The sequence below is a fragment of the Vreelandella aquamarina genome (assembly GCF_020075495.1).
In the GTDB taxonomy this organism is placed as follows: domain Bacteria; phylum Pseudomonadota; class Gammaproteobacteria; order Pseudomonadales; family Halomonadaceae; genus Vreelandella; species Vreelandella aquamarina_A.
In genome coordinates this window covers 123,285-149,925 of sequence record NZ_JABYQT010000002.1, presented here as the reverse complement: position 1 = coordinate 149,925, position 26,641 = coordinate 123,285, and the positions used below count along the sequence as shown (strand labels likewise).

22 protein-coding genes are annotated in these 26,641 nt (G+C 61.5%); 6 read left to right on the top strand and 16 right to left on the bottom strand.

The window, feature by feature from the left end:
- Positions 1-71: 71 nt before the first annotated feature.
- From uxuA to uxaC, 3 genes are read right to left on the bottom strand one after another with little or no spacing between them, the layout of a single operon-like run.
- Positions 72-1,250, bottom strand: a complete 1,179-nt coding sequence (uxuA, locus tag HW452_RS03320) for a mannonate dehydratase (RefSeq protein WP_224104682.1) — start codon at positions 1,248-1,250, stop codon at positions 72-74.
- A 28-nt stretch (positions 1,251-1,278) separates the two neighbouring features.
- Positions 1,279-2,739 carry a mannitol dehydrogenase family protein gene (locus tag HW452_RS03315; protein ID WP_224105078.1) on the bottom strand — a complete coding sequence of 487 codons (1,461 nt, stop codon included), beginning with the start codon at positions 2,737-2,739 and terminating at the stop codon, positions 1,279-1,281.
- Positions 2,740-2,769: 30 nt separating this feature from the next.
- Positions 2,770-4,179: a glucuronate isomerase gene (gene uxaC / locus HW452_RS03310; RefSeq protein ID WP_224104681.1), complete on the bottom strand. Its 1,410-nt coding sequence runs from the start codon at positions 4,177-4,179 to the stop codon at positions 2,770-2,772.
- Between the two features lie 239 nt (positions 4,180-4,418).
- Here uxaC and HW452_RS03305 point away from each other — a divergent pair, with 239 nt between their 5' ends.
- Genes HW452_RS03305 through HW452_RS17535 form a run of 5 tightly spaced genes read left to right on the top strand, consistent with a single transcriptional unit; the run spans position 4,419 to position 10,484 of the window.
- Positions 4,419-5,420, top strand: coding sequence for a TRAP transporter substrate-binding protein (locus HW452_RS03305; RefSeq protein WP_224104680.1), 1,002 nt, complete (start codon positions 4,419-4,421; stop codon positions 5,418-5,420).
- 4 nt (positions 5,421-5,424) lie between these two features.
- Entirely contained in the window at positions 5,425-5,925 is a 501-nt protein-coding gene (locus tag HW452_RS03300; RefSeq protein WP_224104679.1) for a TRAP transporter small permease, read from the top strand.
- A 22-nt stretch (positions 5,926-5,947) separates the two neighbouring features.
- Entirely contained in the window at positions 5,948-7,246 is a 1,299-nt protein-coding gene (locus HW452_RS03295; protein WP_224104678.1) for a TRAP transporter large permease, read from the top strand.
- Between the two features lie 19 nt (positions 7,247-7,265).
- Positions 7,266-9,665, top strand: coding sequence for a TIM-barrel domain-containing protein (locus HW452_RS03290; RefSeq protein ID WP_224104677.1), 2,400 nt, complete (start codon positions 7,266-7,268; stop codon positions 9,663-9,665).
- Between the two features lie 60 nt (positions 9,666-9,725).
- Positions 9,726-10,484 carry a GntR family transcriptional regulator gene (locus HW452_RS17535; protein ID WP_263433536.1) on the top strand — a complete coding sequence of 253 codons (759 nt, stop codon included), beginning with the start codon at positions 9,726-9,728 and terminating at the stop codon, positions 10,482-10,484.
- A 50-nt stretch (positions 10,485-10,534) separates the two neighbouring features.
- Here HW452_RS17535 and HW452_RS03275 read toward each other — a convergent pair whose 3' ends face one another.
- The 10 genes from HW452_RS03275 to HW452_RS03230 all read right to left on the bottom strand — a co-directional run bounded on the left by HW452_RS03275 (position 10,535) and on the right by HW452_RS03230 (position 20,592).
- A complete protein-coding gene (locus HW452_RS03275; RefSeq protein WP_224104676.1) occupies positions 10,535-11,824 on the bottom strand; it encodes a TRAP transporter large permease in 1,290 nt (429 codons plus the stop codon).
- The gene (locus HW452_RS03270) at positions 11,821-12,315 is read right to left on the bottom strand and encodes a TRAP transporter small permease (RefSeq protein WP_224104675.1); all 495 of its coding nucleotides are present in this window, start codon (positions 12,313-12,315) and stop codon (positions 11,821-11,823) included. The genes HW452_RS03275 and HW452_RS03270 overlap by 4 nt, the downstream gene beginning before the upstream one ends.
- Before the next feature lie 117 nt (positions 12,316-12,432).
- Positions 12,433-13,401: a C4-dicarboxylate TRAP transporter substrate-binding protein gene (locus tag HW452_RS03265; RefSeq protein ID WP_224104674.1), complete on the bottom strand. Its 969-nt coding sequence runs from the start codon at positions 13,399-13,401 to the stop codon at positions 12,433-12,435.
- Between the two features lie 90 nt (positions 13,402-13,491).
- Positions 13,492-14,232, bottom strand: coding sequence for a GntR family transcriptional regulator (locus tag HW452_RS03260; protein ID WP_224104673.1), 741 nt, complete (start codon positions 14,230-14,232; stop codon positions 13,492-13,494).
- 340 nt (positions 14,233-14,572) lie between these two features.
- The gene (locus HW452_RS03255) at positions 14,573-15,856 is read right to left on the bottom strand and encodes a TRAP transporter large permease (RefSeq protein ID WP_224104672.1); all 1,284 of its coding nucleotides are present in this window, start codon (positions 15,854-15,856) and stop codon (positions 14,573-14,575) included.
- Between the two features lie 2 nt (positions 15,857-15,858).
- A complete protein-coding gene (locus HW452_RS03250) occupies positions 15,859-16,440 on the bottom strand; it encodes a TRAP transporter small permease (RefSeq protein ID WP_224104671.1) in 582 nt (193 codons plus the stop codon).
- Positions 16,441-16,523: 83 nt separating this feature from the next.
- On the bottom strand, positions 16,524-17,492 hold the full coding sequence (locus tag HW452_RS03245; protein ID WP_224104670.1) for a TRAP transporter substrate-binding protein: 969 nt from the start codon (positions 17,490-17,492) through the stop codon (positions 16,524-16,526).
- A gap of 95 nt (positions 17,493-17,587) precedes the next feature.
- Positions 17,588-18,610: a Zn-dependent oxidoreductase gene (locus HW452_RS03240; protein WP_224104669.1), complete on the bottom strand. Its 1,023-nt coding sequence runs from the start codon at positions 18,608-18,610 to the stop codon at positions 17,588-17,590.
- A gap of 27 nt (positions 18,611-18,637) precedes the next feature.
- Positions 18,638-19,849 carry a D-mannonate dehydratase ManD gene (manD, locus tag HW452_RS03235; RefSeq protein WP_224104668.1) on the bottom strand — a complete coding sequence of 404 codons (1,212 nt, stop codon included), beginning with the start codon at positions 19,847-19,849 and terminating at the stop codon, positions 18,638-18,640.
- Positions 19,846-20,592 (bottom strand): GntR family transcriptional regulator, encoded by a 747-nt coding sequence (locus HW452_RS03230; protein WP_224104667.1) that lies wholly within the window; start codon positions 20,590-20,592, stop codon positions 19,846-19,848. The genes manD and HW452_RS03230 overlap by 4 nt, the downstream gene beginning before the upstream one ends.
- 114 nt (positions 20,593-20,706) lie before the next feature.
- On the opposite strand from HW452_RS03230, the gene HW452_RS03225 reads away from it, so the two are divergent.
- Positions 20,707-21,894, top strand: coding sequence for an alpha-hydroxy acid oxidase (locus HW452_RS03225; RefSeq protein WP_224104666.1), 1,188 nt, complete (start codon positions 20,707-20,709; stop codon positions 21,892-21,894).
- Positions 21,895-21,914: 20 nt separating this feature from the next.
- Here the strand turns inward: HW452_RS03225 and HW452_RS03220 are convergent, their stop codons facing one another.
- Genes HW452_RS03220 through HW452_RS03210 form a run of 3 tightly spaced genes read right to left on the bottom strand, consistent with a single transcriptional unit; the run spans position 21,915 to position 26,500 of the window.
- Positions 21,915-23,093, bottom strand: a complete 1,179-nt coding sequence (locus tag HW452_RS03220; protein WP_224104665.1) for an HlyD family efflux transporter periplasmic adaptor subunit — start codon at positions 23,091-23,093, stop codon at positions 21,915-21,917.
- Positions 23,083-25,296, bottom strand: a complete 2,214-nt coding sequence (locus HW452_RS03215) for a type I secretion system permease/ATPase (RefSeq protein WP_224104664.1) — start codon at positions 25,294-25,296, stop codon at positions 23,083-23,085. Before HW452_RS03215 ends, HW452_RS03220 begins: the two co-directional genes overlap by 11 nt.
- A complete protein-coding gene (locus HW452_RS03210; protein WP_224104663.1) occupies positions 25,277-26,500 on the bottom strand; it encodes a TolC family protein in 1,224 nt (407 codons plus the stop codon). Before HW452_RS03210 ends, HW452_RS03215 begins: the two co-directional genes overlap by 20 nt.
- Positions 26,501-26,641 lie beyond the last annotated feature (141 nt).

Sequence of the window (26,641 nt, the reverse complement as noted above, 5' to 3'; positions counted from 1 at the left end):
GTCTGAATGGTGCAACGAAAAGCCCCGCCTGGCGTTTCACCAGGCGGGGCTTTTCATTCGTGCCCGTTCTCTCAACGCGCCGTTAACTGCCGCACGGCCAGCTCCACCCCGCGCAGCTCGGCAAGCCCGCGCATTCGCCCGTAGAGCGGGTAGCCCGGCGCGGTGGCGCGCTGCTGGTCATCCAGAATGTGGTGGCCGTGGTCCGGGCGCAGCGGCAGGCGCGCCCCGCCCTCACTTGCGCGGCGGCGCTCTTCGTCCACCAGCGCCCGAATGACGCCGACCATGTCCACGTCACCGGCCAGGTGCGGCGCTTCATGAAACGAGCGCGGGTCCGACTCGCGCCTGGTGGCACGCAGATGAATGAAGTGAATGTGCGAGGCAAAGTGGCGGGCCATCGCCACCAGGTCGTTGTCCTCGCGCACGCCATAGGACCCCGTACAAAACGTCAGGCCGTTGGCGGGGCTTGGCACGCAGTCCACCACCCACTGGGCATCTTCATGAGTCGATACCACACGGGGCAAGCCCAAAAGCGGCCGGGGCGGATCATCCGGGTGAATCGCCATGCGAATCCCCACCTCTTCTGCCACTGGAATGACCGCGCGCAGGAAATAGCCCAGGTGTTCGCGCAGCCCCGCCGCGTCGATGTCCGCGTAATGGGCCAGCACTTCCCGAAACTGCGCCAGCGTGTAGTGCTCCTCAGCCCCGGGCAGCCCGGCAATCAGCGTATTGACGAGCTTGTCGCGAGCAGGTTCGTCGAGGGTTTCCAGGTATTGGCGTGCTGCACGCTGGTCTTCCTCGCTGTACTCGGCCTCGGCACCCGGCCGCGCGAGCAGGTAGAGATCGAACGCGGCAAAGGCGGTCTGATCGAAACGCAGCGCCAGCGCGCCGTCCGGCAGCGCATGAACGAGATCCGTGCGCGTCCAGTCGAGTACCGGCATGAAGTTGTAGCACACGGTATCGATACCGCAGGCGGCAAGATTGCGCAGCGTCTGGCAGTAGGTCTCGATCAGCGCGTCGCGCTCGGGCAGGCCCTGCTTGATCGCTTCGTGCACCGGCACGCTTTCTACCACCGACCAGCTGAGCCCGGCGGCTTCGATCATCGCCTTGCGCTCGCGGATCGCCTCGACCGGCCAGACTTGGTCGTTGGGAATGTCGTGCAGCGCGGTGACGATGCCGGTCGCGCCGGCCTGACGAATCTCGCCCAGTTGAATCGGGTCCTTCGGCCCGAACCAGCGCCAGGTATGTTCCATGCCATGTTCCTCCATCGAGCGTCCGGGGTTATCGGTCAAGATGTGCCAGGGCGTGCTCGACGCCGTGTTCGGTCAACGCGTGGTAGGCATTTAGCACGTCACGCTTGAAATCGTCGTTTCGGGCCAGGGCCTCGGGCATCACCGCATCGAGACCGAAGAAGGCATCGACCAGCGCGGTAGCGTCTTCGCCATGACGCTGATGAAGCGCTTCGAGCTGGCCGGCCAGGGGATCGTCGACGCTGAAGCGCTGGCCCGAGAGCGTAGAACCCTGGGTGTAGCGAATCCAGCCGGCCAGGCCCAGCGCCACGCAGGCGGACTCGCGCCCCGCGGCCAGGTTGGCCTCGACCACCTGCAGCCAGCGCTGGGGCAGCTTCTGGCTGCCGTCCATGGCGATCTGCTGCAGGCGGTGGCGCAGGCTGTCGTTGGCAAAGCGCGCAATCAGCGATTCTGCGTAGGCGTCGAGGTCGATCTCCTCGGGCATGGAAAGGGTCGGGGCGGCCTCCTCATTCATGTAGCGGCGCAGCAACGTCTTGAATGCCGGCTTCGAGACGGCATCGAAAACGGTTTCGATATCGTCGAGCGCGCCGAGGTAGGCCAAAAGCGAATGGCTGCCGTTCAACATGCGAAGCTTCATGGTCTCGAACGGCGCAACGTCGGCGACCATGGTCACGCCCTCCTCTTCCCAGCTCGGCCGGCCCAGGGGGAAGTGATCCTCGACGACCCACTGCGAGAACGCCTCGCACACCACGGCGTTGGGATCACTCACACCGAGACGCTCGAGCGCTTCGAAATCCTGCCCGGTCATGGCCGGCACGATCCGGTCGACCATGCTGCAGGGAAACGCGACGTGCTCGAGAATCCAGTCGGCCAGATCCGCATCCTGCCGGCGCGCAAGCTGCGCCACCGCCTGACGCGTGCGCTGACCGTTGTCCGGCATGTTGTCGCAGCAGAGCACGGTGAACGGGGCCGTACCCGCTGCCCGGCGCCGCTTGAGCGCCTCGACCAGGATGCCCGGGGCAGTACGCGGTGCATTCGGACTTTCAATATCCGCCTGGATCATCGGGTCACTCTGCAAAAGCTCGCCGCTGGCGGGGTTGAGAAAATAGCCCTTCTCGGTGACCGTCAGCGTCACGATACGCGTGTCCGCCGCGCAGAGACGCTTGAGTAGCGCATCGAGATCGCGTCCCCAGCGCTGGTCCTGCGCCTGCCCGGTAAACAGGGCCTCCTCGATGGCGCCCACTTCGCGAAGGGTGACGGTGTCGCTGTCCCGGTACTCGGCGACGTGGTAGCGGTAGTTCGCCCCTTTCAGCGCATCGACCAGCTCGACGCTGCGGCGCAGGTTCGCCGCGCTCACGCCCCACTGGGTATCGCCGGTACGGTCGCGATAGCGCTCCAGATAAACGGCCTGGTGGGCGCGATGAAACGCGCCCAGTCCCAGATGGACGATGCCGATATGGCCGGCACCCTGGCTGGCCTTGATGGTTTGCATACTCACTTTACTGCTCTCCTGGATCGGGCACTAAACATCGATACCGAAATAGCGGCGCGCGTTGTCAAAGCAGATATCGTTGACCATTCCCCCCAGCCAGGCTTCGTCGTTGGGGAGTTGCCCCTGTTCGACCCAACGTCCGAGCATGCGGCAGAGCAGGCGACGGAAATACTCATGGCGGGTGTAGGAGAGGAAGCTGCGCGAATCCGTCAGCATGCCCACAAAGCGGCTCAAAAGCCCCAATTGCGAAAGTTGGGTCATCTGGCGCTCCATGCCGTCGAGCTGGTCGTTGAACCACCAGCCGGAACCGAACTGTACCTTGCCGGGAATGCCATTGCCCTGGAAGTTGCCCGCTGTGGTTGCCAGCACTTCGTTGAAGATCGGATTGACGCAATAGAGGATGGTGCGCGGCAGCCGATCATCCTGATCGAGGGCATTGAGCAGTTGGTTGAGCGGTGCAGCCATGGGCCGGTCGTCCATGGAGTCGAAGCCGGCATCGGCGCCGATCTCACGCCAGCCGCGGGCGCTGTTATTGCGCAACGGCCCCATGTGGTACTGCTGCGCCCAGTCGCGGCGGTGGTATTCACGGCCAAGGAAGATCAGCACTGCGGTCATGAACTGCGCCTGCTCGTGCTCATCGGGCAGCGTGCCGTTCAGGCGGCGCTCGAGAATGGCGTCGAGTTCGGCGTCGGTCGATGCGGCGTAGGCGACACGCTCGATGCCGTGGTCGGAAATCCGGCAGCCGTGGGCATGGAAGTGATCCAGGCGTTTTTCGAGCGCGGTGTAGAGCGAAGCGATATCACGGATCTCGACGTCCGCGGCGCGGCCCAGTTTTTCGAGATACGCCGGGAAATCTTCGGCGGCCGGCTTGAAGGCACGGTCGGGCCGGAAGCTCGGCAACACTTTTACGCCAAAGCTCGAATCCGCGGCGATTTCGGCGTGATGGCTCAGATCGTCCGCCGGGTCGTCGGTGGTGCCGACCATGCGCACGTTCATCTGCTCGAGAATCCCCCGCGCGGAGAACTCGGGCGTTGCCAGCATCGCGTTGGCCTCGTCCCAGATGGCATCCGCGGTCGAGGGCGAAAGCAGCTTGTCGGTTATGCCGAAGGGGCGCCTCAGCTCGAGGTGGGTCCAGTGAAAGAGCGGATTCCCCAGCGTATGAGGCACGGTGGCCGCCCAGGCCTGGAATTTCTCGTAGTCGCTCGCATCACCGGTACAGAACCGCTCGTCTACGCCGTTCCAGCGCATGGCGCGCCACTTGTAGTGGTCGCCTTTCAGCCAGATCGAGGTGAGGTTGTCGAAGCGCGTATTCTGGGCGATTTCCCGAGGAGGCAGGTGGCAGTGGTAGTCGAAGATGGGCTGCGTGCTGGCGTAGCCGTGGTATAGCCGTTTGGCCATCTCGCTATCGAGGAGAAAATCTTCGCCAAGAAATGCTGCCATGAGAGGCTCCATTACGATCGGTGCGTGCCTGAGCGCAGTAAAGTTCGCGCCCATGAAAATTGGTTAGGCCAAAGAGTCGGCTCGGCTGCCGTGATTGTCAACCTCTTCCCCCTCAAATGAGACCAAAGGCCTATTTAACAACAGGACTGGTTAGTCCAATTTAGCTGCTTCTTCTTATTGGCCCAACGACCATATCGTACAAGTATTACTTAAAGGCAGCTTTCAGGAGATGGGGCAACATGAATAAAGGCGTTATTTCAGTCTTGTCGGGCGCGTTGATTGCGCTTTCAGGCTGCTCGATGCCCTCGGAGGTATCCTCGAGTGTGACCCTTCTAAGGCTCGCTCACAACATGAACGAAGGCCACCCCGTGCACCAGTCACTGGCCTATTTTGCCGAGCGCGTACGCGAAAAAAGCGGCGGCGAACTCGTGTTCCAGCTCTATCCCAACGGCCAGCTGGGATCCGAGCGGGAAGTCATCGAGCTGATTCAAACCGGCGCCGTGGACGTCACAAAGGTGAGTGCCACCGCGCTCGAAAGCTTTTCTAACGTCTATTCGCTGTTCAGCGTGCCCTACCTCTTTGCCGACCCAGAGCACTACTATCGCGTCATGGACAGCGACGTCGCCACGGATATCTACCAGCAGACTTCCGATAACGGCTTCTTCGGTCTGACCTACTACGATTCCGGCATTCGTAACGTCTACACCGTCGATACACCGGTACGCACTCCAGAGGACATGCGGGGGCTAAAACTTCGCGTTCAGCCCAGCCAGACTGCCCTCGAGATGATTCGTCTGATGGGCGGTGCACCGACACCGATGGCCTACGGTGAAGTCTACACGGCACTGCAACAGGGCGTCATCGACGGTACCGAGAACAACGAAACCGCCCTGACCTCATCGAATCACGGCGAAGTCGCCAAGGAGTACTCCTACACCGCCCACGCCATCGTCCCCGATCTTCTGATCTTCAGCCAGCACCGCTGGCAGAGCTTCACGCCACAGCAGCAGCAGTGGCTCAGAGAAGCGGCGATCGAATCCACCGAGTTCCACAAGGAGCTTTGGGCCCAGGAGATCGAAAAAGCGGTGACCAGGGCCGAGGAGATGGGCGTTAATTTCCACCACGACGTGGATGTAGAGGCTTTCCGGGAAGCGGTCGCCCCCATGCACGAACGGGTGCTCGAAAATCCGGTCCTGGCGCCGCTTTACGAGCGCATCCAAGCACTAGAGACGGAGTCTTGAGACCATGGTAAACACGATCAATCGTTTGCTCTGCAAACTCATCACGGTACTCACCTCGGCCATGCTCGCCGTCATGGTGCTGGTCGCCGTCTGGCAGGTGGTGAGCCGCTACGTGTTCAATGATCCCAGCACCTTCTCCCAGGAATTCCTGCGCTACTCGCTGATCTGGATCACCATGATCGGTGGGGCGCTGGCGTTTCATACCAAAAAGCACATCGCGGTGGAGATGGTCGTCAACCGGTTTTCCGTGCGTTTCCAGAAAGCGGTTCGCTACCTGGTGCTCGTGCTGTTGATCCTGTTCTCGGCCCTCGTGATGATTTACGGCGGCATCTGGCTCGTCTCATTGACCATGTCACAGCAGACCGTCTCGTTGGGTATCCCGATGGGGTATATCTACCTGTCGCTGCCCATCTCGGGCGTGCTGATTCTCTGGTTCTGCATTGCCGAGCTGCTCAATGCCGGCGCCGGCACTCCCAACGATTTCGACCAAACCCTGGACGTTTAATCAACAACAAGGCATTCGCGCCATGACAATCATCGCAGGTTTTAGTCTACTCATCTCGTTTTTCATCTTTCTATTCATCGGGGTACCGATCGCCATCAGCATGGCCGGCGCCTCCATCGTGACGATGCTGCTCATCGCCCCCTTCGATGTCGCCGTTTTCACATCGGCTCAGAAGATGGTGACCGGTATCGACAGTTTCACACTGCTCGCCGTGCCCTTCTTTCTCTTGACCGGTATCATCATGAACCAGGGCGGCATCGCGATGCGCCTGGTCAACGTGGCTCGCCTGTTCACCGGTCGCTTGCCGGGCTCACTTGCTCACACCAATATCGTCGGCAACATGCTGTTCGGCTCGCTGGCGGGGTCGTCGGTGGCCTCGGCGGCGGCGATCGGCAAGGTCATGCACCCGCTGCAGGACGAGGAAGGCTATGACCGCAAGTTCTCCGCGGCGGTCAACATCGCCTCGGCACCGACGGGGCTGATCATTCCGCCTACCGGACTCTTCATCATCTATTCGCTGGTAAGCGGCGGCACCTCAGTAGCCGCGCTGTTCCTCGCGGGCTATATTCCGGGCATTCTCTGGGGCCTGGCGACCATGGCCGTGGCCTTCATCATCGCCAAGCGAAAGGGCTATCGCTCACCGAACGCCGTGCCGCTGCGCTCGGTACTCAAGGTGCTGTGGGACGCCATTCCCAGCCTGTTTTTGATCTTCATCATCATCGGCGGCATCATCGGCGGCGTCTTCACCGCCACCGAAGCCTCGGCGGTGGCGGTGGTCTACGCCCTGCTGCTCTCTCTGGCCTATCGCAGCCTGTCGATCAAGCAACTGCCCGGTATTTTGAAGGAAACCGCGGAACTGACCGTGGTCATCATGTTCCTCATCGGCACCTCTGCCATGCTGGCACTGGTCATGGCTTTCACCGGCATTCCGGCGGCGATCAGTGCCGGTATCCTCGCACTGACCGACAACCCCATCCTGATCCTCATTCTGATCAACGTCATCTTGCTGCTGATTGGTACCTTCATGGATGTCACGCCGGCCATCCTGATCTTTACACCCATTTTTCTGCCGGTAGTCTCCGAGTTCGGCATGAGCCCGGTGCACTTCGGTGTCCTGCTCATCGTCAACCTGTGTATCGGCAACATCACGCCGCCCGGCGGCAGTGCGTTGTACGTGGGCAGCACGGTCGCCAAGCTCAAAATGGAAGAAGTGATCAAGCCCCTTCTGCCGTTCTACGCAGCGGTCATCGCGGTACTCATGCTGATAACATTGGTACCGATGCTCAGCGAGTGGCTACCGCGCCTGGCGGGCCTAATGTAATTTTCAAGGATTGACCTGGATGAATATTCAAGCGCGCTATCGCTTTCACCTGGCAAAGACCCAGCAAAACCACCTCACCTTTGCATCAACGGACGAGGACGTGGCCGCTCACGTCTTCATCCTCGAGGAGGGCGTCTTTCGCGTGCTCTTTGAAAAACGCGAGGGACTCGAGGTCGGCCGGACCTGGAGCATCGCGCCGGGCCAGGACGACTTGCCCGCGCAGGGTCGGGATCGCTTCAGCACCGATTACTTCAGTCTGCCGGCGTTCGATCTTGCCGAGGACGAGCAGAGCGTCACGATCCAGACACAGCAATTGAAGGCCGTCATTCAGAAAGAGGGCTTTCGAATCGCCTGGTACCAGGCCACTCAAGGACAGTGGCAGCTTTTTGCCCAGGATCGTCAGACCCAGGCCTACAACTTCGCCGGAGAGCTTGGCAGCGAGATCAAGCACTACCTGAAAAGAGACATCAAGGAGCAGTACTTCGGCCTTGGCGAACGCACCGGCCAGCTCGACCATCATCATGGCCGCTATCGCAACATCACCATCGACGCGATGGGCTACGACGCCGAGTACTCGGACCCGCTCTACAAGCACATCCCGTTCTACATCACGCGTAAGCCGGAACAGGGGTTCTCCTACGGGCTTTTCTACGACAACCTGGCCCCGGGCTACTTCGACCTGGGCCGTGAGTTGGACAACTACCACGGCCTTTACCGCTACTTCGAGGCGCAGTCCGGTGATCTGGACTACTACATGATGGCCGGCCCAAGGGTGCGAGACGTGGTAGCCACTTATACCTGGATGACCGGCAAGACCGCTCTGCCGCCAAGGTGGAGCATCGGCTATTCGGGCTCGACCATGAGCTACACCGACGCCCCCAACGCCCAGGAGCAGGTGTGGGAATTCATCGAGCAGTGCGAGCAGCACGACATCCTGTGCGATTCGTTCCAGCTCTCCTCGGGCTATACCTCCATCGATCACAAGCGCTACGTGTTCAACTGGAACACGCAAAAATTCCCGGATGCCAGGAAGCTATCGGCGGATTTCAAGCAAAAAGGCATTCGCTTGGCGGCCAACATCAAGCCGGCACTGCTGACGGACCACCCTCAGTACGAGAAGCTCGAGGCCCAGGGCTATTTTCTCAAGAACACCAACGGCGACACCGAGCTTGCCCAATTCTGGGACGGCGGCGGCGCCCACGTCGATTTCACCCATGAGGGCGCCTACGGCTGGTGGAAGGACGAAGTCACCCGGCAACTGCTCGAGTACGGTATCGAGACGACCTGGAACGACAACAACGAGTACGAGATCTGGAACAAGGCGACCCAGGCCGCCGGCTTCGGCACGCCGCTTTCCTTCACCAGCATTCGCGCGCTCTTTCCACTGCTGATGATGAAGGCCTCCTTCGAGGCGCAGACGGAATACGCCCCCGCGAAACGGCCGTTTCTCATTTCGCGCTCCGGCGCACCGGGCATGCACCGCTACGTGCAGACCTGGACCGGCGACAACCGCACCGAGTGGAAGACCATCCGGTTCAACAACAAGACCGGCCTGGGCCTGAGCTTGTCCGGCGTCTTCAACGTCGGCCACGACGTGGGCGGGTTCGCCGGCCCCAAACCGGATCAGGAACTGTTCATTCGCTGGGTACAAAACGGCATCTTCCACCCCCGGTTCACCATCCACTCCTGGAACGAGGATGCGACGGTCAACGAGCCCTGGATGTATGAAGACGCCGTGGTCCCCATTCGAGAGCTGATCAAGCTGCGCTCGCGTCTTACCCCTTACTGGTACAGCGCGTTCTACAAGGCCCATGTCCATCACGAGCCGTTGATCAAGCCTACCTTCTTCGATTTCGAGGAAGACACGCGTACCTGGCAGGAAAACGACGACTTCCTGGTGGGCGAATCGCTGCTGGTGGCAAGCGTCGTCGAACCGGGCGTGTCCACCCGTGAGGTCTACGCCCCGGTCCACGCCGCAGGCTGGTTCGATTTCTACACCGGCCGGTTCATCGAAGGCGGCACGCATGCCACCCTCGATGCGCCCTACCATCAGACGCCTTTGCTGGTGAAGGCTGGCGCGATCATTCCGACCAACGAGGCCCCCCGAACCTTCGCCAGCAAGGACGAGGACCGGCGCGGCTTCTTGCTGTTCCCGGCCCGCAGTGGCGATAGCACGTCCAGCTACACCCTCTTCGAGGACGACGGCGAAACGAGCCAGTGGCAAAGCGCCCACGCTTTGGTCGAGCTGCACATGCGCACCAGCGCCGAGGCGATTCATGTCACCACCGAGGTGGTCGACAAGGGTTACCAGCTGCCCTACGGCACGGCGACCTTCACACTGGCCACGGATGACGCCCGGACGCTTTACATCAACGGCGAAGCGCAGGCCGCCGGTCAACCGGCCACCGTGGCGCTGTAAACCCACCGACACATCGGCTCACAGAGCCGATGTGTCGCGCCCCTTCCATGGATGACTACGATGCAACTGCCAGCTCCGCAACGTCTCTATCAGAAAACCGGGCTACAGCTGAAAGAGCGTATTCTGTCCGGCCGTTACAAGGAGGGTGAACGCCTGCCCGCCGAACGCGACCTGGCCGAAGAACTCGGCGTCAGCCGCACGGTGGTGCGCGAAGCGCTGATCATGCTGGAACTGCAGGGGCTGGTCGAAGTGCGCAAGGGGTCAGGCATCTACGTGCTCACCCCGCCCGACGAGCCTCAGGCCGCCAGGGGTGACGACGAGGAAGACGCCCTCACTGCCGGCCCCTTCGAGATGCTCCAGGCGCGCCAGCTCATCGAGAGCCAGATCGCCGCCTTTGCCGCAACGCTGATCACCAAAAACGATATCCAGAAGCTGATGGAAATCAGCCAGCAGGCGCGTCGCGAGGACCGCTATCAGGATTCCGAGTGGGACAAACGCTTCCACCTGAAAATTGCCGAATCGACCCAGAACGCCGTCCTGGTCTATCTGGTCGAGAAACTCTGGCACCAGCGCGACAAGAACCAGCTTTGGCAAAAGCTTCACGATAGAATCGACAATCGCCAGTCTCTCGACAGCTGGTGCGACGATCATGACGTCATCCTCAAGGCGCTGATCCGCCGCGACAGCGACGGCGCGCAAAAGGCCATGTGGCAGCACCTGGAAAACACCAAGGAAATGCTCTTCAAGGCCAGCACGCTTGAGGAGGAAGATGAAATCGACTACTACCTGTTCGCCGACAAGGCGACTCTAAAGGGATAGTCCTGCCCGACTCGGTCCGCCCGAGTCGAGACGTCTTCCATACCTCTTCCTTAACCAAGTAGCCAGTTCGGCAGGAACAGTACGATATCCGGAAAGAAGATAATGCCGGCCACCACGACGAAGACCGCCAGCACATAAGGCAGCAGTTCGCGGCTGTAGTCATAGAACGAACAGCGCAGGATGCCGCACACCGTATACATCGAAATACCCACCGGCGGCGTCATGCCACCGAAGGTGACCAGCGTCATCATCAGCAAACCGAAATGTACCGGATCTACCCCCGCCGCCTTGACGACAGGCACCAGAATCGGCGTGAGCAGCATCACCACCACGGTCGCCTCCAGCAGCATGCCCATCAAGACAAGCAGCAGCGCCAGCACGAACAACAAGGCGGTCTGGCTGTTGAATACCCCGAGGGTCAGTTCCGCGATCGTCTGCGGAACGCGCTCGAAGGAAACGACGTACCCGATGATGCCCGCGAACATGATGATCAGCATGACCATACCGATATCCCTGACACTGGCGCGCATGGCGCCGAGTAACTCCTTGAGGCCCATTTCGCGATGAATGGCGCAGCCGACCAGCAGCGCGTAGGCTACGGCGAAGGCACCCGCCTCGGAAGGCGTGAAGAGTCCGTAGCGAATCCCTACCAGTAGCCATACCGGAAACAGAATGGCCCAGATGCTTTCACGCAGTGCCTTCAAAAGCTCTTTGCCCGTCGGCAGGCTCGACCGAACCGGCCGGTAACCGCGCTTTTTGGCCATGATGAACGTGGTCACCATGAACGCGACCATCAACAGAAACCCGGGCACCAGCCCGGCGATAAACAGTCGCCCGATGGAAACCTCGCCCAGGTAGCCGTAAAGGATCAGGCCGATACTCGGCGGAATCGTCGCCGTAATAAGCCCGCCAATAGAAAGCACCGCCCCGGAAAAACCGGCGGAGTAGCCGCCTTGCACCATGCTTTTACCCAGCACCCGCGACTGCATGGCGGCATCGGCCACTGCAGAGCCTGACACGCCCCCCATCAAGGTACTCAACACGATACTCGCCTGGGCCAGTCCGCCGCTCATCCACCCGGCCAGCAGGGTAGAAAGTCGAACCAGCCGCGGCGTGATGCCGCTGGCGTTCATCAAGTGGCCGATGAAGATAAACAGCGGCACCGCGAGCAGTGGAAACGACTGGGTGGACGACACGATCCGCTGCACGGCGATACTGGTAGGCAGGAACGTCTCGGGCAAAAGGAAGTACGTAAACCCGGCAATGCCGATAGCGAACGCCACCGGCATGCCGATGGCCATCAGTAGCAACCCAAGCCCCAGTAGTAGTGCGGCGGTCATAATGTTTCCTCCACCGGGTGCTCGTCATCGGCGGCGAGGCTCGCGACAACCCCCACATCCCAGATGCGCCGCAGCAGCGTCACGATCATCAGTACCGCACCCACGGGTAGCGCCAAGGTGATGTAGCCGTAGCTGAGACCTGCCACCCCCATCGGCCGCTGCCAGTTCGAAGTGGCAAGGGCGAAGCCGTACCAGGCAAGAAAGCAGAGAAACACCAGCATCAGCAACAGACTCGCGCCGGTAATGAGCCATTGAAGCTTCATGGGCAACCGGACGATCAGCGCATCGATTCGCACCTGTCCGCCATAGCGAAGCGTAATGTCCGCGCCCAGTACGGCGGTCCAGATGAACAGGAACTGGGCAAGCTCGGCGCCCCCGGCGAAGGGCTGACCAATCGCCCGAGCAATGGAACTCACCAGCATTGCAAGCGAGGTTCCGCCCAGCAGCACAACGGCCAGCCACTCTTCGGTCTTGTCGTACCAGTGCCACATACATGCTCCATCCCAGCGAGGTACCGTTTAGAAAGGGCTATCGACACCGGGCTTTGACGAGCCCGGTGTCATGATCGATAGCAAAGCGCCCTCGCCGGAAGCGACGAAGGCATGCGGTTACTCCTGGCCGAGCAGCTGCTCGCGGTACTGGTCGTAGCCCAGCTCCTCGTAGACGCTATCGACCCGTTCACGAAACAGCTCACGATCGACTTCGGTGAACGTGACGCCTTCGCCCTCCATGCGCTCCTGCACGGCGGCCTGGGCCTCGGCGATAGCGATGCTGGCTTCATCGCCGGCTTTCAAAAGCTCTTCGTCGAGAATACTGCGCAGCTCTTCCGGCAGGGATTGATACCACTGGTCCGAGGTCGCGATGCCAGTCATCAGATGGATATGATTGGTCAGCGCCACGTGAGTGATGACCTCGTGCAGGTTCTGCCCCTCCGCGGCGGTGAGCTGCGCCTCCGCACCATCGATCGAGCCCAGCTGCAGCGCCGAGTAGACTTCGGACCAAGGCAGCGGCGTGGCCGTGGCGCCCATGGCTTCGATGGTCTTGACCCATACCGGCGAATTGATCGTACGAATGCGCACGCCTTTAAGATCCTCCGGCGTGTTGACCTCGTTCTGGGTCAGCATCTGGCGCGACCCTTGAAACCAGTTGTAGTTGAGCAGGCGCAAACCGCTTTGATCCGCCAGGCTTTCGACCCAGTCGTTATAGAGCGATGAGGACGTGATGCGGTCATAATCCATGGGATCCTCGACCAGATAAGGCGCACTCAAGATACCGAGTTCCGGCTGATATTCGGATAAGCGCCCGGCATCGATGAGGATGGCGATATTGGCGCCGCTGCGAATCTGCTCAACGACATCCTCGTCGGAGCCGAGCTGGCTGTTGGGAAAGATCTGAATGGTCAGCTCACCGTCAGAACGCTCGGCGATCGTCTCCTTCGCTTCATCCAACGCCAGGGCGATAGGGTCCTGCGGGCTGAGCGCAATCGACAGGTTCAACTGGTAGTTGGCGTAAGCAGAACCGCTGGCGAGTACCAGTGCGATGGGAAGCGTTTTCGGGAGTACTGTTTGTAGTTTCATTGTCAGCTCCTTTCATTATGGTGTGTTATTGCTGTCGTTGTGGCCGGCGGCAGGGCCTGGCTCTGCGCCCTTTTTCCCCGCAGCCCCATTTCAAGCTAACTGGCAAGCCACCGAGGCCGTGGTTTCCTCGAACATGTCCGGAAAACGGCTTTCGAGCTCGGGTAGCGACTGCAGTATTTCGCGCTGGTGCTGATTCATCGCCTCTGCCGCGCGGCCCTCGTCTGCCTGGGCGATGGCATCCACGATGGCCTGATGCTGGTCGGCGAGTTTCGCGATCGGCGTGGATGCGGGAATACTCAAATACCTCACTCTATCCAGCTGCGCTTTGGCATTTTCGATGACGTTCCACGCCATCACCTGCCCGGCCGACAATGCCAGGGTGCGGTGGAATATTTCGTCCAGCACGAAAAAACGGTCGTGATCCTGTCTTGCGATGCACCCCTTCTGCCGTTCAATCAGCTCATTCAGCTCCACCAAGCTGGAAGAGGGAAGCCCCTTCCTGGCGGCCTCCACCGCCACTGCCACTTCGACCGCTTCGCGCAGGAAACGCGCCTCGAGCACCGCTTGCCGGGAAATCCTGACGACATAAGTGCCTCGCTGCGGCTTGACTTCTACAAGCCCCACCTCCGAAAGCCGAATGAACGTTTCGCGAACCGGTTGGCGGCTGACAGAAAAGATATCGGCCATCTCCTTTTCAGAGAGTGCTTTTCCCGGCGCCAGGATCATCTTGATGATGGACTGACGAACCACCTGATAAAGTCGCTGGCGAATCGATTCCGTGTCCGGTGTAGCCTGCCATTGCACTTGCAAAGCGCTGTTGATATCGCTCATTGGCTTCAGCCCTGGAAAAGTATGAAAACCTCACCTGACATGACTAGTATGGCAGCATGGCAAATAAACGCTGTCATGCATCCTATACTTTGGTAGGTTCTTGATCCACAAGTCGCACAGCAAACACGCTAACAGCCTTTAAAACATTGAAACATCATAAAATTTTTTAAAAGAGCTCACTTATCTTCCATACCCCTGAAACTTACGGGCCATAAAAAAGCAGCGATACGCCTGAACACGTATCGCTGCCCGATCCATGAAGACCCTTTCAATGGCAGTTTGGCCCGCTAACCACTCGGGTCTTGACGTTGGAAGCTCCCCAGGTCACCGCCCGTCCCAGCTAGTTACTCCCCATCAGCAGATTCGGCAACCACAGCGAAATGGCTGGCACGTAAGTCACCAGCATCAGTACCGCCAGGTTGCAGAGCAAAAAAGGTACGATGGCGCGGGCAACCGTCAGCATCGGCAGCTTGCCGATACCGGCAACCACGAACAGGCACACCCCGACCGGCGGCGTGGTCAGGCCGATCATCAGGTTGAGCACGGCAATCACGGCGAAGTGCACCGGGTCCACGCCCACACCGGTGGCCACCCCAACGAGCGCCGGGAACAGAATGATCAGCGCGGCGATGGTTTCCATGAACGCGCCGACGAACAGCAGGATCAGGTTGAGGATCAAGAGCACGATCAGCGGATTTTCGCTGATGGAGAGAATCAGCGTGGCAATCATCTGCGGGATCTGCTCGCTGGTCAGGATCCAGCCGAACAGGTTGGCCAGGCCCACCATCAACAAGAGTGCCGATGACGTCAGCACGGTGTCGACCAGAATGCCCGGGAGCTTGCGCCAGGTGAGGCCCTTGTAGACGTACATGCCCACCACCAACGCATAGACGCAAGCCACGATCGAGGCCTCGGTCGGCGTGAAGAAGCCGCCGATGATGCCGTAGAGAATGATCACGGTCATCAACAGCGCCCAGAAAGCGGTCTTGGCTTCGCGCAGAAGCTGTAGAACCGGCACACGCTTCTCCTTGGGGTAGCCCCGGCGAACGGCCAGAATATACACCGTGACCATCATGGCGACGCCCATCAGAAGCCCCGGCACCGCGCCGGCCAGAAACATGCGGCCCACGGAGATACCGCTCAAGGAACCCGCGATGATCATCGGCACGCTGGGCGGGATGATCGGCCCGACGGTGGATGAGGCGGCGGTGACCGCAGCAGCAAACGGCTTGTCGTAGCCCGAGCGCGCCATGCCGGGAATCATTACCGAGCCGATGCTCGCCGAGTCCGCCACGGCGGTGCCGGAAATCCCGCCAAAGATCATCGAGCCGCCCACGTTGGCAAGGCCCAGGCCGCCGCGAATGTGGCCCAGAAGCGCATTGGAGAAGCGCACGATGTGTTCGGTGATGTTACCCACGTTCATCAGGTTACCGGCGAGCACGAAGCCCGGAATACACAGCAGCACGAAGGTATCGATACCGGCGTACATGCGCTGGGGCACGATGGTCAGTGAAATGCCTTCCATCAAAAGATAGGCGGTCGAGGCGATGCCGAGCGCAAAGGCGATAGGCATGCCCACCACCAGCAGTATCAAGAAAACGCTGAATAAGATGATGACTTCCATGCTCAGGACTCCTGTTTACGGGGGGCGGAGGGGCGACACATCGCGAGGATTCCCTCAAGACACCCCAGGGCGCTGTAGACCAGGAGCAGCGCATAGGTAACGACCGTCGAGAAGAAGATATACAGCATGGGAACGCGCAGCGTGGGAGATGTCTGCCAGGTGCCGTTCTGGGCATACTGCCAGGCGTAGGGCAGTACCAGAAACGCGAACACGCCGATGATCAGACAGATCAGCGCCTGAAACGCCGCCTTCGTGCGGGGGCCGAGCATATGATGGAAAAGCTCGACACTGATATTACGGTTCTGGCGCATGACCACGCCCACCGACAACGCCACCATGTAGATGAACAGATAGCGCGAAAGCTCTTCGGTCCAGGAAATGGAAATCGGCAGGAACAGCCGTGAACTCACCTGCAGCAGTACCGTGACCGCAATGGCGATCAGCGCCAGAACGGCAAGTGTGAGAAAACAGGTATCCACCCAGCCGATCAACCGCCCGATAGGGCCTTGCAGCTTGGGCACCGTCGACATCGAATCCAGGCTCTCCAACGCTTCTTGCTCAAGCGTTTTTTGATCCGAGTTCATAAACGTATCCTCGTGGGACAGACTGCTCTTGCAGATAGACGATGGGCTGGCACGCGGCCAGCCCATCCTCGTTACCAATCGGCTTACAGGTCTTGAATGGCGTCGAACAGCTCACGCTGTTCCGGCGTCAGGGCATCGAGCACTGCCGGACGAGCTTTCTCGGCGAAGGCGTCCACGTCGACGTCGATGAACTCCATGCCCCGATCCTTGAGCTCCTGCTCCAGACGCGTCTGGTCCTCGTCAAAGAGCTCGGATTCGAAGCTCTGCATGGTCTGGGCCGCCTCGCGCACCACGTCCTGCAACTCTTCCGGCATCTTTTCCAGCTGGTTACGACCGATCACCACGTAGATCCAGCTGCGCACGTGGCCGGTCATGTTGACGTAGTCCTGTACCTCGTTGAAGCTCGCGCTCTCGATCAAACTCAGCGGGTTCTCCTGGCCTTCCAGGGTGTTCTGCTGAAGCGCGGTAAACACTTCGCTGAACGCCATCGGTGTCGGGCGCGCGCCGAGCGCCTGCCAGACATCCACGAACAGCGGTACGTTGGGTACGCGCAGGCGCAGGCCGTCCAGGTCGTCGGGCGTGCGAATCGGGCGGTTGGAGGTCAGCTCGCGGGCGCCGCGCTCGAACCAGGCCAGCGGCACCAGATTGGTGCGTTCGATGATCTGCTCTTCGATTTCGCTACCGATGTCGCCGTTGACCGCTGCGTGCAGGTGGTCAGAATCGCGGAAGGCGTAAGGCACGGCCATCATGGCGGCCTTGGGCGCCCAGTTCTGCAGGCTCTCGCCGGTGATGGTCATGTCCGCGGTGCCCAGCTGGATGCTGTTGATCACATCCATTTCGCTGCCCAGCTGCTCGCTGGGGTACAGGCGAACCTCGATACGTCCGTCGGAGTTGGCTTCCACCTCTTCCTTGAACTTCTCGGCGGCCTGGTGCCAGATGTTCTGCTCGTTGGCCAGATGCCCAAAGCGCAGCGTGTAGTCGGCGGCAAGGGCAGATTGTGCGCCTAGAAGAGCCGTTCCAAGTACCGCACTGGTTAAAAGCTTCTTGATCATGTTTGTCGCTCCTGCACGTTTGCGTTGTTGGTTGTTAGTCGCGCTTGACTGTTTCAAAACAGGTTAGTGAGATGGCGTGATGAGTTGACACACCCTCAAGTACTGACCTGAATCAGTACCTTGCGGGCTTCTTCAGGACGGTGATCGAGCATGTCGATGGCATCGGGCATCTCAGTAAGCGGTAACCGGTGGCTGACCAGCGCCAACGGGTCCAGCTTGCCGCTTGCCATGAGCGCAAGCACCTCCGGAAACTTTCGATTATTGAGCCGCGAGCCGACCAGCGTCAGCTCTTTCTTGATCACTTCGAGTTGCACCAGATCGCTTGGCTGGGTACTGAAACCGAGCAGACCGATACGGCCAGCCGGCGATGCCAGGCGCAGCATCTGCGGCAAGAGCGCCGGTACGCAGGCGGCGTCGGCGATCAGCGGCACGCCCTCGCCTTCGGTCAGCGCCAGAATCTCCTGTTCGACATCCTGAGTGCGGCTGTTGAACACGTGGGTCGCGCCAAGCGCTTTGGCCGCGGTCAGGCGCTCATCGATGACGTCGGTCACGATGATCTCGTCGATCCCCTTGGCGCGGGCCATCTGCAGGATGGTCATGCCGATCATGCCCGCCCCCAGAATCAGGAGCCGGTCGCCGGGATGAGGCTGCATGCGGTCCAGCACGTTGGCGGCGATGGTGTAAGGCTCGACCAGCGCGGCGGCGTCGAGGCCGATATGCTCGGGCACCGGATGCACGTTGGCGGCCGGCACGGCAACGAACTCTTCGAAGCCGCCGTTTCTATGAACGCCGATCACCTCCAGAGCGCTGCATACGTTGGGGCGGCCAATCCGACACGGATAACAGGTGCCGCAGCTGATGACCGGGTCGACGCAGACGCGATCACCGGCGCTCACGCCGTCCACGCCCTCGCCCAGCGTTTCGACCACCCCTGCAAACTCGTGGCCCGTGATGCGCGGAAAGCGCACGAAGGCGTTGTCGCCGTGGATGATGTGCATGTCCGAGCCGCAGATGCCGGCAAACGCCACGCGTACCAGCACTTCACCTGCCGCCGGGGTGGGAACATCGACATCGGCGACCTTGAAATCGTGCGGTGCGTTGACCTGAAATGCTTTCATGACGCTACTCCTTACCCGTTCTCTAGGTCACCAGTGCCACAGCGTGCCGTCTTCCAACCGGTTGACCGGCAGGCTCGCACGCTTGTAGGGGTACTGTTTGGCCAGCTCTTCATCGATATCGACGCCGTGCCCCGGGTTTTCGCCGACGATGAAGTGGCCATCCTCGAAGCGGTAGTCGTGGGGGAACACCTCGTCGGTCGTCGCAGTGTGCGGCATGTATTCCTGAATACCGAAGTTGGGCACCCAGGTGTCGAAGTGGATTGCCGCGCCCATGCACACCGGCGAGAGATCCGTCGGTCCGTGGAAACCGGTACGCACGTGGTAGAGCCCGGCCAGATCCGCCAGGCGGCGCACGTGGGTGATGCCACCGGCGTGGGTAAGCGTGGCGCGAATGTAGTCGATCCACTGATTCTCGATCAGCGCCTTGGCATCGAACAGGCTGTTGAACACCTCGCCTACCGCCAGCGGCGTGGTGGTGTGCTGGCGAATCAGCCCGAAGCCTTCCTGGTTTTCCGCCGGTACGCAGTCCTCGAGCCAGAACAGGTTGTAGGGTTCCACCGCCTTGCCAAGCCGCGCCGCCTCGATGGGTGTCAGGCGATGATGCACGTCGTGCAGCACGTGCAGGTCGTCGCCGAAGCGCTCGCGCACGGCGGCAAAAAGTTTGGGCACGTGATTGAGATACTTGCTGGTGCTCCAGACGTGCTCCGCGGGCAGGTCCGCATCCGCGGGCTCGTAGGGCTCGCCATCCTTTTTCGCCACGCCGTAGATGCTGGCAATACCCGGCACGCCGGCCTGCACGCGCACCGCCTTGTAGCCTTCGTCCACGTGGCGGGCGACTTCTTCCAGGCAGGATTCGATATCGCGTCCGGTGGCGTGGCCGTAGACCATCACTCGCTCGCGGCTCTTGCCCCCCAGAAGCTGATAAAGCGGCATGCCGGCAAGCTTGGCCTTGATGTCCCAAAGGGCCATGTCCACCGCGGCAATCGCGCTCATGGTCACCGGGCCGCGCCGCCAGTAGGCGCCACGGTACAGGTAGTGCCAGATATCCTCGATACGCTGCGGGTCGCGCCCGATCAGCGCCGGAATCACGTGCTCATCCAGGTAGGCCACCACGGCCATTTCACGACCGTTGAGCGTAGCGTCGCCAATGCCGTAGGTGCCTTCGTCGGTCACGATCTTCAAGGTGACGAAGTTGCGCCCCGGCGAGGTGACGATGGTATAGGCGTGTTCGATCTTCATGGGGTTGCCTCCTCGATGAGGGAATCCGTTTCCTGAGTATCGAACATCTCGGGAAACCGCTTGACTAGGTCGGGAAGAGAAACAAAGATTTCGCGCAGATGGCGACGCATGGCCTGCTCGGCCAGGGCCACGTCGCGGGCTTCGATGGCGGCCACGATATCGGCGTGCTGATCGATCAGCCGGGCGATGGGCGTGGTGTCGGGCACGCTCAGGTAGCGCACGCGATCGAGCTGCGCCCTCACCTCTTCGATGACTTTCCAGGCGGCCTGTTGACCCACGCCCAGTGACAGCGTCTTGTGAAAGCGCTCGTCCAGCCGGTAGAAGCGAATGGTGTCATGGGGTTCGATGCAGCGGCGCTGGCGTTCGAGCAGATCATGCAGCTCGTCGAGCACGTCAGGCGAAAGCCCCTTGGCCGTTGCCTGACGCACCACGGCGACTTCCACTGCTTCACGCACGAAACGTGCTTCCAGCACCGCACGCTGGGAAATCTTCACCACGTAGGTGCCGCGCTGGGGCCGGACTTCGACAAGGCCCGCTTCGGAGAGACGAATGAACGCCTCGCGCACCGGCTGGCGGCTGACCGAAAAGGCATCCGCTACTTCTTTTTCGGAAAGCGCCTTGCCTGGAGCCAGCACCATCTGGATGATCGACTGACGCAGCACATGGTAAAGACGCTGGCGAACCGATTCGGTTTCCGGGGTCTCCTGCCATAGCGCCTGCAACGTAGTATTGATGTAGCTCATCTGCAGCAGCCTGGGTGAAGGGGCCTGGGCCCTTAACTGATATAACTAGTATGGTAGTATGGCGAAACAAACAAAAGCCCCGCCACGCTATACTTTGGTTGAAGGTGATTACTCATGAAACGCCCGCTTTACAAAGGTTCGAACTACAAGAAAGCCTTGAATATCGAAGACCTGGAACGCATTGCCAAAAAAAGACTGCCCAATTTCGTCTTCGAGTACGTGTATGGGGGCAGCGACGACGAGCACACCTTGCGCCATAACCGCACCGTGTTTGATCAGTACCTGTTCAAGCCCAAGACCATGACGAACGTGGGGCTGCGGGATTTGAGCACTACGCTGATGGGCAGCACGTTTCAGATGCCGCTCGCCATCGGCCCGACCGGTTTCAACGGCATGCTCACCCGCGACGGCGACCTGAAGCTCGCCTACGCTGCTCGCGACGCCGGCATTCCTTTCATACTCAGCAGCGTCTCCACCACGCGCCTTGAAGATATCGTCGCCATCGAAGGGCTGACGGCCTGGATGCAGATCTACTTCTATCGTGACCGCGACTTCGTCAAATCGATGATCCGGCGCTGTGCCAAGGCCGGTTTCGAGGCCATCGTGGTGACCACGGACAGCGCCATCTACGGCAACCGCGAGTGGGATGTGCGCAACTTCCGCCGCCCGATGAAGCCGTCGATTCCCAACCTGCTCCACCTGCTTTCCAAGCCGGGCTGGATGAGAGACGTGTTGCTGCCCGATGGCCTGCCGACCTTCAAGAACCTGGATGACCTCCTGCCTCCGGGCAAGCGCAACGCCCAGGGCGCCTCGCAGATCATCGGCCCTCAACTGGACCCATCGCTCAACTGGGAGGATATCGCCTGGCTGCGCGAGCTGTGGCCGGGCAAGATCATTCTCAAGGGCATTCTCGCGCCGGAAGAAGCGCAGCAGGCCGCCGACCTGGGCATAGACGCGGTCGTGCTGTCGAACCACGGCGGGCGCCAGCTCAACCACTCGCTCTCCCCCATGGATACCCTGGCCGAGGTAAAAGCCTGCGTGGGCGAGCGCTGCGAGCTGTTCGTGGACAGCGGCTTTCGCCGCGGCACCGATATCATCAAGGCGCTGGCGCTGGGCGCCGACGGGGTGTGGCTGGGGAGAGCCACACTTTACGGGTTGGCGGCCGGCGGCCAGGCAGGTGCTGCGCACGCGCTTGCGCTGCTTAGAAAAGAGATGGAGTCCACGCTCGGGCTGATTGGCTATAGCCGCTTGAGCGACCTTGAGGCTGGCTGCTTGAGAAACATGCAGCGCTATGAGCGCTGACGTCTCCAAACAGAGTCCGCTCAATAAAGCCTTGCCTTGATCAACGGCTTCAACAGATAACTCAGAAGCGAGCGCTCGCCGGTCTGGATATCCACGTCGGCGCGCATGCCGGGGCGGATCGGCAGGGTTTCGCCATGGCGCACCAGATGGGTTTCATCGGTGACGATCAATACCTCGTAGAAGGCTTCCGTGCCACGCGGGGTCTCCTCCTCGATGGTATCTTCACTGATCTGCTCGACCTGGCCCTTGAGATCGCCGTAGATGGTGTAGTCGTAGGCGGTGATCTTCACGCTTGCCGGCATGCCCGGGGCGATGAAGGCAACGTCCTGAGGTTTTACCCGCGCCTCGATCAAGAGGCGATCCTCGATGGGCGTGATCTCCATGATCGGCTCGCCGGACTGGATGACGCCGCCCAGGGTCGTCACCAGAATATCGTTGACGCGGCCGCGCACCGGCGAGCGGATCTCGGTGCGCGTGAGCTGGTCGCGCCGCTGCAGCATGATCTGCTCGAGCGTGGCGAGCTCGGCCTTCTTGGTGGCAAGCTCGGTGTAGGCGTCCTGCACGTAGGTATTGCGCAGCTCCGCCAGACGCCCGGCGAGCCCGGCGATGGTCTGGCTGAGCTTGAGCGACTCCATCTCGCTGACCGAACGGCTGCGCACCAGCGGTTCCACCAGGGCCAACTGGCGCCGCGCCAGCGCGATCTCTTCATTCATTGAGCTCTGCGCTTCGCGCAGACGCTCGCGGCGGGCGGTAAACAGCGCCTGCTCGGAGCGGGCAAGGTCACCCTCCGGGTCCATCTCTGCAGGAAACTCGATCTCCCCTTGTTCGAGCACTTCCGCCTCCAGCCGTGCGATGGCCGCCCTGAGCACCTCGATCTGGCTTTGCGTTTCGAGGTAGGCGCTTCGAAAACGCGTCTCGTCCAGACGTACCAGAGGCTGGCCGATCTCCACCCGATCACCGCGGCCGACCAGAAGCTCGGCGATGATGCCGCCTTCGAAGCTTTGAATGGTCTGCAGGCGCGTGAAGGGCACCACCTTGCCCTCGCCTTTCGTGACTTCGTTGATGGTGGCCCAGGCGGCCCAGGCAATGAAGGCGGCAAACGCAAACAGCGTGACCCACAGGATGACGTGGCTACGGCGCGGCGTGAGCGTCAGGCGGGGGTCGCCAAGCTCTCGGCGGATCGTTTCGCTAGGTGTCACGGCGGCGCACTCCCTGAGGTTGTCGGGCGGGAACCTTGACCTGATTACCACTGACCACGCCGTCCACCGGCCCGTCCATGGCCACTTTCCCGTCGCTCAACACGACGGCCCGCTGGGTCAGCGCCAGCAGAGACGACTTGTGGGTGGAAAGAATCAGCGTGCGGTTCTCGAGCCAGTCGCTGAGCGTTTGGATCACGCGCCGCTCGTTGGTCTGATCATAAGCGGCCGTGGGTTCGTCGAGCAGCACGATGCGCGGGTCCTGAAGCAGCAGCCGGGCAAGCCCGATGGCCTGGCGCTGGCCGCCCGAGAGACTGCCACTGCCCTGGATGGGCAGATCCAGACCGTGCGGGTGGCGGCCAACGAAACTGCCAAGCCCCACGGACTCCAGCGTCGTAAGCAGCGTATCATCGCTGTGGGCCTGTCCATCCAGCAGCAGGTTCTCTCTCAAGGTGCCGTAGAAAAGTGCGATATCCTGGGGCAGATAGCCGATGGCGCGGCGCTTGTCGGCCGGCTCCAGCTGGGAAATATTCACGCCATCGAGCAGGATCTGGCCAGCCTCGGCATCGCTTAGCCCGGCCAGCAGCCGCAACAGCGTCGACTTGCCCGCGCCGTTGCCGCCCAGCAGCGCAATGCGCTCGCCGGCGGCGATGTTCAACGCTTCGATATTCAGCGCCGGCGGCCCCTCCTGCTGGTAGCTGAGCTTCACGCCCTCGAGCTCGTAGGTGCCGGCAAGGGTTGCCTTGTGAACGAAGTTGCGCCCTTCGGGGCGCTCCACCGGCGCCTTCATGACGTCGTCCAGGCCCTCCAGCGCCACCTTGACGTGCTGCCAGCGCGTAAGGATACCGGCGACCTGGCTCATCGGCGCAATGGTGCGCGAGGCCAGGATCGTGCAGGCGATCAAGGCCCCGACCGTCAGCTCCCCGGCGCCAATGCGGTAGACCCCGACGATCACCACGCCGATATAGCAAAGCTGCTGCACGAAGGCGGCGCCGAAGCTGAGCATGGAGCCGAGCGAGCGCATGCGCACCCCGGCATCGGCAAGCTCGGCCGAGAGCGAGTCCCAGATACGCAGGTGGCGCCCTTCGGCGCGCGTGGTCTTGACGGTTTCGAGATTCTCCAGCGTCTCCAGCACCACCCCCTGGCGGATGGCCCCCTCGCGCAGGTTCTGACGCGCAAGTGCGGCCAGGCGCGGCTGGGCCAGAAGCCCGGGCAGCACCATCAGGATGACCGCCGCCAGCGGCACCCAGGCAATCGGCCCGCCTATGTAGGCGATCACGCCGATGAACAGAAGCACGAACGGCAGGTCGCTGATTGCGCCAATGGTCGAGGACGTGAAGAACTCGCGTACCGATTCGAACTCGCGCAGCTGGCTGCTGAAGGCGCCGGTGGAGCCCGGCTTGGCCGCCAGACGAAGCTGCATCACCTGCTCGAACAGGCGTGACGACAGGCTGAGATCCAGCCGCTTGCCTGTGGTATCGATCAACCGCCCGCGCAGAACGCGCAGGACGAACTCGAGAGTGGCGGCCAGGGCCACGCCGCTGGCCAGAATCCATAGCGTATCGATGGCGTTGTTGGGCACCACCCGGTCGTAGACCTGCATGGCAAAAATGGCCGTGCCAATGGCCAGCAGGTTGGCCATCAACGCGGCCACCCCCACCTCCATGTAGGTTTTCCACTGCCGGCGCACCGGGCCTTTCAGCCAGTGCTCCTTGCGCTCGCGGGCAAACCCGCCGGCACGGCCATCGGCACGGTAGACCTGGCGTGCCACCACCGCCACGCCGGTGTAGCGCCTGGCCAACGCCGTAAGCGCCAGGCGCTCCTGGCCATCACCGCTTTCCGGCACGAGGATCACCCCTTCGTCCCCGTGCTGCTCGACCAGCAGGCACACCGTGCCGTTTTCCAACAGCAGCAGAGCCGGTAGCAGCCCTTCGCACAGCCGCTCGATCGAGAGCTCGACTACCCGCCCCGCCATGCCGACCCGCTTCAAGGCGCGAGGTACCGTGCCAAGCGGCAGCCGCCCTTGGGCCAGCGCAAAGCCGTCGGTCAGCTCCACCGTGCTGGTGGGCCGACCCAACTGACGGCACAAGAGCGCCAGGCCATCATTGAACGCCTCGCTGGCGAGGGCAAGTTCGGGCTCAGGCGGAGCGGACGTATCGGGCGTTTCAGTGACGTTTGCAGGGCCGCTACTCTTCTCTGCGCGCATGCGCTGTCCTTAGGAGGTGCTCCACCTCGTCTTGTGATGCATTCATGACCCTGTCGAGCAGCCCCAGCTGCGCCGCCGCCCGAAACTGCATGCGTAGCTGCTCGGTTCTGAGTTCGACCAGTTGGCGTTCGGCCTCGAAGGCGTCACGCTGCAGGCTCAAGAGATCGAACACGTCGCGAAGCCCGATGGAAAACTGCTCCTCGTAGACATCCACGACGTTTCCCGCATTGCGCAGCTGGATTTCCAGCGCCTCCTGACGCCAGCCAAGCGCTTCCACGGTCTCGATCAGTGATGTCAGCGAGCGGCTCACGTCGCGCCTGGCGACCTGCACGCCCCATCGCGCGGCTTCCAGGCGCTGCTGCGCCGACTCGGTGCGGCGAACGTTGGAAAGCCCCTGAAAGGTGTCCATGCGAAGGCGTAGCGCCAGGACGGTATCGTCTTCCATGGTGCCGCCGATCTCACGGCGCAGTACCGACCCCTCCAGGTTGAGCTGGGGCTTGAGTGCCGCCCGCGCCTCTTCACTGCTCGCCCGGGCCTGGGCTACCCGCTCTTCGCCCTGGCGAAACTGCGGCGAAGCGATGATCACGCTCTCGAGAAGCTCGGGGGATTCGCGCAGTACCGCGGTCAATGCCGGCGGCGCTGGCAACGCAAGCTCGCTTGGGTCGCTTCCGACCAGGCTTCGAAACTGCAGCACCGCGTCGCGCCGTACGCCCTCTTCAAGGGCCGCCTGCTCACGGGCGCGCGCCAGCTCCAGCGCCGCCCGGTCGCTCTCCGTACGGTCGGCGTACCCCACCTGGCTGCGTGAATTCGCCAGCTGCTCGATACGCTGAAGCGCCTCGAAGTGTCGCGCGACGACCGCTTCACGCTCACGGGCATTGAGCACATCGAGATAGACCTCGGCGATATCCAGTGCGGCCTCCTGAGACACCAGCACCAGTTCCTGCTCGAACTGGCGAAAAGCCGCCGAGGCGCCATCGACCTGACTGCTCACCCGCCCCCAGTCGTAGAGGGTCTGGCTTGCGGTCAGGTCGTAGCCGAACTTGCTCGTCGAGAACCCCTCCGGCCCGGCGGAAAGCCCGACCGTCGGCCAGTAGCCGTCGCGAGCGATATCCACCTCGGTAGCCGCTTCCGCCAACTCCTGCTCGGCCTGAGCGACCAGCGGGTTGATGGCAAGCCCTCGACGCACCGCTTCATCGAGCGTCATGCCTGCCGCGCCGAGCGGAATAAGGCATAAAAGCCCGCCCATCGCTTTAGCCCACCGCCATCTCCTGCTGACCCGGCCCTGGCCTGACGGTGGGCCAGGGCGTTTTCTGATGGATGAACCTGCGTTTCTTGTATTTCGATG

Bases quoted from the DNA above. Each gene is read 5' to 3' on its own strand.
- HW452_RS03250 (WP_224104671.1), bottom strand. From the start codon at position 16,440: ATGAACTCGGATCAAAAAACGCTTGAGCAAGAAGCGTTGGAGAGCCTG.
- HW452_RS03290 (WP_224104677.1), top strand. From the start codon at position 7,266: ATGAATATTCAAGCGCGCTATCGCTTTCACCTGGCAAAGACCCAGCAA.
- HW452_RS03215 (WP_224104664.1), bottom strand. From the start codon at position 25,296: ATGCGCGCAGAGAAGAGTAGCGGCCCTGCAAACGTCACTGAAACGCCC.
- HW452_RS03265 (WP_224104674.1), bottom strand. From the start codon at position 13,401: ATGAAACTACAAACAGTACTCCCGAAAACGCTTCCCATCGCACTGGTA.
- manD (WP_224104668.1), bottom strand. From the start codon at position 19,849: ATGAAGATCGAACACGCCTATACCATCGTCACCTCGCCGGGGCGCAAC.
- HW452_RS03260 (WP_224104673.1), bottom strand. From the start codon at position 14,232: ATGAGCGATATCAACAGCGCTTTGCAAGTGCAATGGCAGGCTACACCG.
- HW452_RS03315 (WP_224105078.1), bottom strand. From the start codon at position 2,739: ATGCAAACCATCAAGGCCAGCCAGGGTGCCGGCCATATCGGCATCGTC.
- HW452_RS03210 (WP_224104663.1), bottom strand. From the start codon at position 26,500: ATGACGCTCGATGAAGCGGTGCGTCGAGGGCTTGCCATCAACCCGCTG.
- HW452_RS03305 (WP_224104680.1), top strand. From the start codon at position 4,419: ATGAATAAAGGCGTTATTTCAGTCTTGTCGGGCGCGTTGATTGCGCTT.
- HW452_RS03225 (WP_224104666.1), top strand. From the start codon at position 20,707: ATGAAACGCCCGCTTTACAAAGGTTCGAACTACAAGAAAGCCTTGAAT.
- HW452_RS03270 (WP_224104675.1), bottom strand. From the start codon at position 12,315: ATGTGGCACTGGTACGACAAGACCGAAGAGTGGCTGGCCGTTGTGCTG.
- HW452_RS03295 (WP_224104678.1), top strand. From the start codon at position 5,948: ATGACAATCATCGCAGGTTTTAGTCTACTCATCTCGTTTTTCATCTTT.
- uxuA (WP_224104682.1), bottom strand. From the start codon at position 1,250: ATGGAACATACCTGGCGCTGGTTCGGGCCGAAGGACCCGATTCAACTG.
- HW452_RS03275 (WP_224104676.1), bottom strand. From the start codon at position 11,824: ATGACCGCCGCACTACTACTGGGGCTTGGGTTGCTACTGATGGCCATC.
- HW452_RS03255 (WP_224104672.1), bottom strand. From the start codon at position 15,856: ATGGAAGTCATCATCTTATTCAGCGTTTTCTTGATACTGCTGGTGGTG.
- HW452_RS03240 (WP_224104669.1), bottom strand. From the start codon at position 18,610: ATGAAAGCATTTCAGGTCAACGCACCGCACGATTTCAAGGTCGCCGAT.
- HW452_RS03230 (WP_224104667.1), bottom strand. From the start codon at position 20,592: ATGAGCTACATCAATACTACGTTGCAGGCGCTATGGCAGGAGACCCCG.
- HW452_RS03245 (WP_224104670.1), bottom strand. From the start codon at position 17,492: ATGATCAAGAAGCTTTTAACCAGTGCGGTACTTGGAACGGCTCTTCTA.
- HW452_RS17535 (WP_263433536.1), top strand. From the start codon at position 9,726: ATGCAACTGCCAGCTCCGCAACGTCTCTATCAGAAAACCGGGCTACAG.
- HW452_RS03300 (WP_224104679.1), top strand. From the start codon at position 5,425: ATGGTAAACACGATCAATCGTTTGCTCTGCAAACTCATCACGGTACTC.
- uxaC (WP_224104681.1), bottom strand. From the start codon at position 4,179: ATGGCAGCATTTCTTGGCGAAGATTTTCTCCTCGATAGCGAGATGGCC.